The organism is Micromonospora sp. S-DT3-3-22 (assembly GCF_015354745.1).
Taxonomy (GTDB): domain Bacteria; phylum Actinomycetota; class Actinomycetes; order Mycobacteriales; family Micromonosporaceae; genus Micromonospora; species Micromonospora wenchangensis.
Genome location: NZ_JACGMO010000105.1, coordinates 18,561 through 28,267, shown reverse-complemented (window position 1 = coordinate 28,267; position 9,707 = coordinate 18,561). Strand labels below are relative to the sequence as shown.

At 71.5% G+C, this 9,707-nt stretch carries 8 protein-coding genes; 6 read left to right on the top strand and 2 right to left on the bottom strand.

The genetic code is table 11. The annotated features are described in order from the left end of the window. The first annotated feature begins 826 nt into the window (after window positions 1-826). From H1A17_RS25490 to H1A17_RS25470, 5 genes are all read left to right on the top strand, one after another. Window positions 827-2,506: an ABC transporter substrate-binding protein gene (locus H1A17_RS25490; protein WP_145922168.1), complete on the top strand. Its 1,680-nt coding sequence runs from the start codon at window positions 827-829 to the stop codon at window positions 2,504-2,506. 99 nt (window positions 2,507-2,605) lie between these two features. Then, window positions 2,606-3,613 carry an ABC transporter permease gene (locus tag H1A17_RS25485; RefSeq protein WP_145922167.1) on the top strand — a complete coding sequence of 336 codons (1,008 nt, stop codon included), beginning with the start codon at window positions 2,606-2,608 and terminating at the stop codon, window positions 3,611-3,613. After that, window positions 3,610-4,677: an ABC transporter permease gene (locus tag H1A17_RS25480; RefSeq protein WP_194823070.1), complete on the top strand. Its 1,068-nt coding sequence runs from the start codon at window positions 3,610-3,612 to the stop codon at window positions 4,675-4,677. The genes H1A17_RS25485 and H1A17_RS25480 overlap by 4 nt, the downstream gene beginning before the upstream one ends. A gap of 106 nt (window positions 4,678-4,783) precedes the next feature. Next, complete coding sequence (locus H1A17_RS25475; protein ID WP_145922165.1) at window positions 4,784-5,770, top strand: ABC transporter ATP-binding protein; 987 nt, start codon at window positions 4,784-4,786, stop codon at window positions 5,768-5,770. Between the two features lie 77 nt (window positions 5,771-5,847). Next, window positions 5,848-6,924 carry an ABC transporter ATP-binding protein gene (locus tag H1A17_RS25470; protein WP_145923088.1) on the top strand — a complete coding sequence of 359 codons (1,077 nt, stop codon included), beginning with the start codon at window positions 5,848-5,850 and terminating at the stop codon, window positions 6,922-6,924. Window positions 6,925-6,994: 70 nt separating this feature from the next. Here H1A17_RS25470 and H1A17_RS25465 read toward each other — a convergent pair whose 3' ends face one another. Together H1A17_RS25465 and H1A17_RS25460 are read right to left on the bottom strand one after the other, a co-directional pair. After that, window positions 6,995-7,438 (bottom strand): hypothetical protein, encoded by a 444-nt coding sequence (locus tag H1A17_RS25465; protein ID WP_145922164.1) that lies wholly within the window; start codon window positions 7,436-7,438, stop codon window positions 6,995-6,997. Next, a complete protein-coding gene (locus tag H1A17_RS25460; protein WP_088643797.1) occupies window positions 7,420-8,079 on the bottom strand; it encodes an HNH endonuclease family protein in 660 nt (219 codons plus the stop codon). The genes H1A17_RS25465 and H1A17_RS25460 overlap by 19 nt, the downstream gene beginning before the upstream one ends. Before the next feature lie 108 nt (window positions 8,080-8,187). Between H1A17_RS25460 and H1A17_RS25455 the strand changes: the two genes are divergently transcribed. Next, entirely contained in the window at window positions 8,188-9,651 is a 1,464-nt protein-coding gene (locus tag H1A17_RS25455; RefSeq protein WP_145922163.1) for an MFS transporter, read from the top strand. Window positions 9,652-9,707: the final 56 nt, after the last annotated feature.

Genomic DNA, 9,707 nt, shown 5'->3' with positions numbered 1-9,707 from the left:
GCTTGGCCTTGTCGACGGCCGGCTTGTCGGCCTGCACCACGGCGGCGACGGGGCGGGTGTCGACGGTGGGGGTGTCGTGGTTGAGCGGGCCGGCGGCCAGGCCACCGGCGACGGCGAGACCGGCGATACCGAGGACGCTCTTACGCAGGATGGTGGTGTTCATGGGGAAGCTCCTTCGGGGGTAGACGCCCCGCCCGGCCGGTGGAGGGCCGGGTGCGCCCGTGGGGGACGGGCAGCGATGGGGCGTGGGCACCACGTCGGGGGCGCTCATGCGGGGGAGAGAAGTTCAGGGTTCCCGGGCGGGGCGGTGGCCGCTCGTGCCGGGGTCAGGTGTAACGACCGGGGTCCCGGGGCCATTCCCGCAGGACGTGCGGGCCGGCCGGGTGCCGCTGCGGTCGTACGGAGGGTGTAACGCCGTGGGCGCGGTCGGGATTCCGGCCCGGGGGTGCCGCCGGTCACGGGACGTGGACCCCATGACACGCACGAAGCGCCGGACCGGCGCGGAGCGTACCGCCGGAACCGGACACGGGTGCGGACGGCGACCGTCACGGTGCCGGCCTGCGGGAGGCGGCGGGGTGGGGTGTGACGGCGGGTGACGGTGGCGACGGCGGGTCCGGACAGCCGGGCAATTTCCGGACATAGCTCCGAGGTGCCGCTGTGACAGTCCCGTTTGTCGGGAGATCCGGCGGTGTCAGACGGAGTGCTTGGTGTCGGGTTGGTAGCGATTGCCTAACGGCCGTTCCGCTTCGGTGTGTCGTGTCATAGCCTCCCGCTCACGGACCGAGCCATGGACCGGCGTTGTTCAGGCGGATGACAGAGGTGAGAGATGCAGGCGAGAAGGCTAAGGACGGCCGTGAGCCTCGTGGCCGTTGCAGCCCTGGCGGTCGGCGCGGCCGGCTGTGCGGAGAGTGACCGCGGCGATGACAACAGTGGCGAGGCCAAGACGGGCGGCACCTTCATCTTCGCCGGTGCCGGTGACCCGAAGAACTTCGACCCGATCTTCAACGACGACGGTGAGTCGTTCCGGCCGGTCCGGCAGATGTACGACACGCTGGTCCAGCACAAGCCGGGCACGGCCGACCTGGTGGGTGGCCTGGCCGAGAGCTGGGAGCACGACCCCGAGGGCAAGGTCTGGACCTTCAAGCTGCGCCAGGGCGTGAAGTTCCACGACGGCACCCCCTTCAACGCCGCCGCGGTCTGCTTCAACTTCGACCGCTGGTACAACATGAAGGGCGCCGCCGCCCAGTCGCAGATGATCTACTACCAGGACGTCTTCGGCGGGTTCGCCAAGAACGAGGCCGAGGGTGCCGGCGAGGCGCTCTACAACAAGTGTGAGGCCAAGGACGACGGCACCGCCGTCGTCACCCTCAACAAGTACAAGGGCGCGTTCCCCGGCGCGTTCGCGCTGACCGCGCTCTCGATCGCCAGCCCGGAGGCCCTCAAGAAGGGTGACGCCGACACGGTCAAGCAGAACGGCGACTCCTTCGAGTACAGCTCGTTCGCGACCACCACCCCGGTCGGCACCGGCCCGTTCACCTTCGGTGGCTGGGACAAGGCCAAGAACGAGATCACCCTGAACCGGAACCCCGACTACTGGGGCGAGAAGGCCAAGGTCGACAAGGTCATCATCAAGGTGATCAAGGACGAGAACACCCGTAAGCAGGAGCTGCGCGCGGGCACCGTCCAGGGCATCGACTTCCCGGCGCCGGCCGACCGCAAGGCGCTGTCCGGTGAGGGCTTCCAGGTCCTCGACCGCCCGGCGTTCAACATCCTCTACCTGGGCATCAACCAGAAGAACCCGAAGCTGAAGGACCTGCGGGTTCGCCAGGCGATCGCCTACGCCCTCAACCGTCAGCAGCTCGTCCAGACCAAGGGCCCGGGTGGCACCAAGGTCGCCGACGAGTTCATGCCGGACACCGTGCTCGGCTACGCCCCGGACGTGCAGAAGTACGAGTACAGCCCGGACAAGGCCAAGCAGCTGCTCAAGGAGGCCGGCGCCGAGGGGCTGACCCTCAACTTCTACTACCCGCCGGACGTCTCCCGGCCGTACATGCCGAACCCGCAGGAGATCTTCACCGTCCTCGCCAACGATCTGCAGGCCGTCGGCATCAAGGTCAACGGTGTGCCGCGTCCGTGGAACGGTGGCTTCAAGGACGACGTGCAGCAGTTCGGCAAGCAGGACCTGCACATCCTCGGCTGGACCGGTGACTACAACGACCCGGGCAACTTCGTCGGCACCTTCTTCGGCCGGGGCAAGGTCGAGTTCGGCGACCAGGCCATGACCGAGATGTTCGAGGCCATCGCCAAGGCCGACGGCACCGTCGACGAGGCGGGCAAGAAGGCGGCCTGGGAGCAGGTCAACCGTGACATCGCCGCCAAGTGGCTGCCGGCCGTGCCGGTCTGGCACGCCCCGCCGGCCATCGTCGTCACCAAGGACGTGCAGGGGCTGGTCGCCAGCCCGCTGACCGACGAGCGGTTCAACACGGTCAGCGTCAGCAGCAAGTGACGTCCGTCGGCTGACGCCGTAGGCGTGCATCGGCCCGGGTCGGGAGCAAGTGCCGGCCCGGGCCGATGCCGCGAACATCGAGAGTCTGGTGTGTGAGAGATGTTGCGAGTCATAGTCCGCCGCCTGCTCCAACTGGTGGTGACGCTGATAGCGCTGTCCGCGCTGATCTTCGTCTGGTTGCGGAACCTGCCCGGCGGCCCGGTCGAGGCGCTGCTCGGCGAGCGGGCCACCCCGGAACGACGGGCGCTGCTGATCAAGGCGCTCGGCTACGACCAGCCGATCCTCGTGCAGTACGGCAAGTTCATGCAGCGGGTCCTCACCGGGGACCTGGGCAACTCGATCCGGACCGGTGACCCGGTCACCGACGTCATCGCCCGCGCCTTCCCGGCCACCATCGAACTGGCCATCGCCGCCATGATCATCGCGGTGGGGCTGGGGGTGCCGCTGGGCTATCTCGCCGCCCGCTACCGGGGCCGACTCCTCGACAACCTGACGATCGCCGGCACCCTGCTCGGCATCTCGATCCCCATCTTCTTCCTGGGCTACCTGCTCAAGGACGTGCTCACCCAGGACATCCACTGGTTCCCGCCGTCCGGGCGGATCAGCACCGGGATGGACAACACCACGGTGACCGGGTTCTACGTCCTGGACGGACTGCTCACCCGGGAGTTCGACGCCAGCGCCGACGCGCTCTGGCACCTGATCCTGCCGGCGATCACGCTGGCCACGATCCCGCTGGCGGTGATCGTCCGGATCACCCGCGCCAGCGTGCTCGACGTGCTCAACGAGGACTACGTACGGACCGCCGAGGCGAAGGGCCTGCGGCACCGCACCATCCGGGGCCGGCACATCCTGCGCAACGCCCTGCTGCCGGTGGTCACCACGATCGGCCTGCAGACGGGCGCGCTGCTCTCCGGCGCGGTGCTCACCGAGAAGGTCTACAACTGGGGCGGGCTCGGCACCCTGATCACCGACTCGATCAGCGGCGGCCGGGACTACCCGGTGCTCCAGGCGATCATCCTGCTCGCCGCGCTGGTCTTCGTGCTGGTCAACCTGCTGGTCGACCTCTCCTACGCCTTCATCGACCCGAGGGTGCGTGTGCGATGACCGACCCGACCACCCGCCCCGGCGTGGGTAAGCCCCGCACCGGCGACAGCCCCACCGACCAGCCCGCCGAGCCGCCGGTCGGGCAGGCCGGCGAGAGCCCGGCGCAACGCCGGGAGCGCAGCCTCGGTCGGCTCGGCGACCGCAAGCGGGCCCGGCTCGACGAGTTGGCGCGGGCCACCGCCGACCCGGGCGGGGTCAGCCTCTACCGGGACGCGCTGCGCCGGCTGCGCCGGAACCCGGTGGCCATCGTCGGCGCCGTCATCGTCGGGCTGTTCGTGCTGGTGGCGATCTTCGCCCCGTTGATCGCCCCGCACGATCCGGTGCAGCGCTTCGACGAGCTGACCCGGGACCTGACCGTGGACAGCATCCCCGGCGCCACCGCCGGGCACCCGTTCGGCTCGGACCCGCTCGGCCGGGACTTTTTCTCCCGCATGATCCACGGGAGCCGGCAGACCCTCTTCGTGGGCGTGCTGGCCACCCTGATCGGGCTCACCCTGGGTGTGCTGCTCGGCGCGATCGCCGGGGCCTTCGGCGGCTGGATCGACGTGGTGCTGATGCGCCTCACCGACGTGATGCTGGCGCTGCCCAGCCTGCTGCTGGCGATCACCCTGGTCGCGATGGCCAGCCGGTCGAGCCAGTGGACGGTGATCTTCGCGGTGGCGATCGTCAGCGTGCCGATCTTCGCCCGGCTGCTGCGCGGCTCGATGCTGGCCCAGCGGGAGAGCGACCACGTCCTCGCCGCGCGGGCGTTGGGTGTCAAGGAACGCAACATCGTCCTGCGGCACATGCTGCCCAACTCGCTGACCGCGGTGATCGTGCAGGCCACGCTGACCTTCGCGGTGGCGATCCTGGACGCGGCGGCGCTGTCCTTCCTCGGCCTCGGCGATCCGGACATCAACCGGGCCGAGTGGGGCCTGATGCTCGGCGTCGACGGCCAGCGCTACTTCGAGGTCCGCCCCGAGCTGGCCTACTATCCGGCGCTCGCGATCATCGTGGTCGCGCTCGGCTTCACCCTGCTCGGTGAGGCCATGCGCGAGGCGATCGACCCGAAGAACCGGCGGTGACGGCGGTGCGGCGGGCCGGCGCGACCGGTCCCGCGCCGGGCGGGCACCCGGTGGGCCGGCGACCGCAGCCGGGAGCGAACGACCAGCACAGTGAGGATGTGACCCGATGAGCCTGCTCGACGTACGTGATCTGAGCGTGGTGTTCCAGCGCCGGGGCGAGCGGCCGTTCACGGCGGTCGACCAGGTCAGCTTCACGGTGGAGCCGGGGCAGACGGTCGGCCTGGTCGGCGAGTCCGGCTGCGGCAAGAGCGTGACCAGCCTGGCGGTCATGGGCCTGCTGCCGAAGCGGGGCAACCGGGTCACCGGTGAGGTGCTCTTCGAGGGCACCGACCTGCTCAGGCTCCGCCCGGACGACCTGCGGGACCGGCGGGGCCGGGACATCGGCATGATCTTCCAGGACCCGCTGTCGTCGCTGAACCCGGTCGTCCCGATCGGGGTGCAGGTCGCCGAGGTGCTGGAGCGGCACCGGGGGATGGACCGCCGCAAGGCCCTGCGGGAGGCGCGGGAACTGCTCGACGCGGTCGGCATCCCCGACCCGGACCGCCGGCTGACGGAGTTCCCGCACCAGATCTCCGGCGGGATGCGTCAGCGGGCCCTGATCGCCATCGCGCTGGCCTGCAAGCCCCGGTTGTTGATCGCGGACGAGCCGACCACCGCGCTGGACGTCACCATCCAGGCGCAGATCCTCACCCTGCTCAAGCAACTGGTCGACGAGACCGGCACCGCGCTCATCATGATCACTCACGATCTCGGGGTGGTGGCGGGTCTCTGCGACACGGTCAACGTGCTCTACGGCGGCAAGGTGGTGGAGCGGGCCGCCCGGCACGAGCTGTTCGCCCGGCCCCGGCACCCGTACACGCACGGGCTGCTCAACTCGGTGCCCCGGCTCGACTCGGTGCGCGGCGAGCGGCTGCACGCGATCCGTGGCTCGGTGGCCGACAACATCCCGTGGGTCGAGGGCTGCGCCTTCGCGCCCCGCTGCGACAACGTGGTGGACGCCTGCCTGGACGGCCCGCCACCGTTGGAGCCCACCGCCACCGGCGGCGACCTGCGGTGCAACAACCCCGTTTCGGAGGAGGTGGCGGTGCCGTGACCGAACGGACCGGAAACACGGAGGGTGCCGCGACCGGGCAGGCCGGGGCGGGGGACACGGCGGAGCAGGGGCGGCCCCTGATCGAGCTGCGCGACGTCAAGGTGCACTTCCCGATCAAGAGCGGGCTGCTGTTCGACCGTACCGTCGGCTACGTCTACGCGGTCGACGGCGTCTCCCTGTCGATCAACGCGGGTGAGACGTACGGGCTGGTGGGCGAGTCGGGGTGCGGCAAGTCGACGCTCGGCCGGGGCCTGCTGCGGCTGGTCGAACCGACCGACGGTGAGATCGTCTTCGACGGCACCGACGTGCGCGCGCTCAAGGGCGAGTCGATGCGCAAGGCCCGCCGCCGGATGCAGATGATCTTCCAGGACCCGCTCTCCAGCCTGGACCCCCGGCAGTCGGTCGAGTCGCTGCTGGTGGAGGGGCTCAAGGCGCACGGGCTGGCCGACGACAAGGAGGCGACGAGCCGGCGGCTGCGGGACACCCTGAAGGCGGTCGGCCTGCCCGCCTCGGCGTTGAGCAGGTACCCGCACGAGTTCTCCGGCGGGCAGCGGCAGCGCATCGGCATCGCCCGCGCGCTGGTGCTCGACCCGGACCTGATCGTCGCCGACGAACCGGTCTCCGCCCTGGACGTGTCGATCCAGGCCCAGGTGCTCAACCTGCTGGAGGACCTCCAGAACGAGCGCGGGCTGACGTACCTGATCATCGCGCACGACCTGGCGGTGGTCCGGCACATCGCCGACACCGTCGGGGTGATGTACCTGGGCGGGCTGGTGGAGGAGGCGTCCAGCGACGACCTCTACCGGGAGCCGATGCACCCGTACACGAAGGCGTTGATGTCGGCGGTGCCGGTGCCGGACCCGCTGGTCGAGGACCGGCGGGAGCGCATCCTGCTCGCCGGTGACCTGCCGTCGCCCACCAACCCGCCGGCCGGCTGCCGGTTCCACACCCGGTGCCCGTGGGCGCAGCCGACCCGGTGCGCCGACGAGCGGCCGGCGCTGCGCGAGGTCGTCGGCGGCCACCGGGTCGCCTGCCACTTCGCCGAGGACATCGCCGCCGGGCGGCTGCGCCCGCACGAGGTGGAACCCGAACTGGTCCGGCCGGACGAGGGTGGGGCGCCGGGCGATCCCGGTGAGCTGATCCCCACCCCGTGAGCAGACGGACAGGGCCCCCTCCCCGGTGAACGGGAAGGGGGCCCTGTCCGTGGGTGCGGCGGCGGGCGGGTCAGCCCTCGGGGCGGTGCAGCAGGGCGAGCGCGACGGTGTGCACGGCGTCGAGGTCGGCCGGGTCGGCGAGCTTGGCCGTCCCGCCGGTCACCGCGTACCACTCGTCGGCGTCCTTGTACTGCACGGTGAGGGTGGCCTGGCCGTCGGCGTACCGGGATTTCAGGGTCAGCTCGCCGGTCACCACGCCGACCTCGTCGGTCATCACCCCGCCGGGGCCGGCGACCAGGTCGGCGGTCAGCTCGCGGGGCCCGCCGGTGCCGCCCGCGTCGGCGGTCATCCCCGCGCCGGGCACCCCGGCCGGGGCGGCGGGTTGCCCGTCGGCGGTCATCCCGGCGGTGGCCGCCCCCGTACCCTCCGGCGCTGCGTCGGCTGCCGTCGCCGGTGTCCCGGCCGGGTCGGTCCCGGCGTCGGCACCGGCGGGTGTCAGCGCTTGCTCGCCCATGTGCAGCCCCCCAACATGTCGGTGATGGCGGCCTTCTCGGCGCTGGTCACCGTCAACTTCCAGTGGTGCTTGACCTCTACCCAGTGTTCCGCGTACGTGCACCAGTAGGCGCGGTTCGGCGGTTTCCACTGCGACGGGTCCTGGTCACCCTTGGACCGGTTGGAGCTGGCGGAGACCGCGAAGAGCTGCGGTCGGGTCAGGTCGTTGGCGAAGTCGCCGCGCTTGGCGTCGTCCCACTCGTCGGCACCGGAACGCCACGCGTTGGCCAGCGGCACCATGTGGTCGATGTCCACGTCGGAGGGGTCGGTGAAGGTCCGACCGTCGTAGACGCTCTCCCACCGCCCGCCGACCACGTTGCAGCCGGAGAGGCGGATGTCCTTGCCGTCGCGCTGGAGCACGCTGTCCCGCACGTCGCAGTTCTTGCCGGTGTCCCGCCAGTGCGGGAACCGGTTGCGGCTGTAGCCCTTCATCGAGCCGGCCTCGGCGACGGTCAGCTCCGAGAGCTGCTCACCGACGTTGCCGGAGCTGCCGGGTGGCGCCTCCGGCTCCTCCACCGAGACGTCACAACCACCCGCGCCGAGGGCGAGCAGCGCGGCAAGGGCCGCCGCCACCGCCGCGCGGCCTCCTGATCTGGTACGCACAGACGACACCTCTCCAGCTTGCGGGCTTACGGCGATCCCGCACAGTACCCAAGGCACGGTTTCCGCGTTTCGTGGCGTCTCCGGTCGAGGGCGTGCAGATTGGTACCCATGACGGCACCCGCTCACGCGCTCCGTATCCGTACCACGGCCGGGCGGGGGACGCTGCTCGCCGCGATCCTCGCCTCGGGCATGGTGTTCCTGGACAGCACCGTGGTCAACGTGGCACTTCCCCGGCTGGGCGCGGACCTCGACGCGACCGTCGCCGGTCTGCAATGGACGGTCAACGGGTACGCGCTGATGCTGGCCGCGTTCGTCCTGCTCGGTGGGTCGCTGGGGGACCGGTTCGGCCGGCGGCGGATCTTCCTGATCGGGGTGGTCTGGTTCGCGGTCGCCTCCGCCCTGTGCGGGCTCGCCCAGGACACCAACCAGCTGATCGCCGCCCGGTTCCTCCAGGGCGCGGGCGGCGCGCTGCTCACCCCCGGTTCGCTGTCGGTGCTCCAGGCGAGCTTCCACCCGGACGACCGGGGCCGCGCCATCGGCACCTGGTCCGGGCTGTCCGGGGTGTCCACCGCGCTCGGACCGTTCGTCGGCGGGTGGCTGGTCGACGCGCTCTCCTGGCGGTGGATCTTCTTCATCAACCTGCCGCTCGCGTTCGGCGTGCTGCTGGCGGCGGTGCGCTGGGTGCCGGAGAGCCGGGACGAGAACGCCTCCCGCAGCGCCGGCCGGCGGTTCGACATCGCCGGGGCGCTGCTCGGCGCGCTGGCCCTGGGCGGGCTCACCTACGCCCTGATCGACGCCCCGGTACGCGGCCCCCGCTCCTGGTCGGTGCTGCTCGCCGCCGCGGTGGGCGTCCTCGCCGCGGTCTGCTTCGTGCTGCTCGAACGGCACCGGGGCGAGGGGGCGATGCTGCCCACCACGCTGTTCGGCAGTCGGCTCTTCTCGGTGCTGAACGTGTTCACCGTGCTGGTCTACGCCGCGCTGAGCGGGTTCACCTTCTTCCTCTCCGTCTACCTCCAGAACGCCGTCGGCTGGTCGGCGCTGCGGACCGGGCTGGCCACCGTGCCGATGACCGTGCTGTTGCTGCTCGGCTCGGCACGGGCCGGGGCGCTGTCGGCGCGGATCGGCCCCCGACCGCTGCTGACCGTCGGCCCGGTCGCCGCCGCCGCCGGCCTGCTGCTGCTGCGCCGGGTCGGGCCGGGTGCGTCGTACTGGTTCGACGTGCTGCCCGGGGTGCTGCTGTTCGGGATCGGGCTGACCCTGGTGGTGGCGCCGTTGACCGCGTCGGTGCTGGCTGCCGTCGCGGACCGGTTCGCCGGGGTGGCCAGCGGCTTCAACAACGCCGCGTCGCGTACCGGCGGCCTGCTCGCGGTGGCCGCGCTGCCGCTGCTGGTCGGCCTGTCCGGCACCGGCTACGAGCAGACCGCCGCCCTGACCGACGCGTTCCGGGGCGCGATGACCTGGTGTGCCGGCCTGCTGCTCGGCGGCGCGCTGCTGGCCGGCCTGCTGGTCCACCGCCCCCCGTCCCCGGACCGCGCGCCGGAGCCGGCCGGGCGACCGGCCACGGGCGGGTAGCGGGCGGGACGCGTCGGGGTGGCCGGCCGTCCCGCGTCGGGCCGACTGCCCGTCCC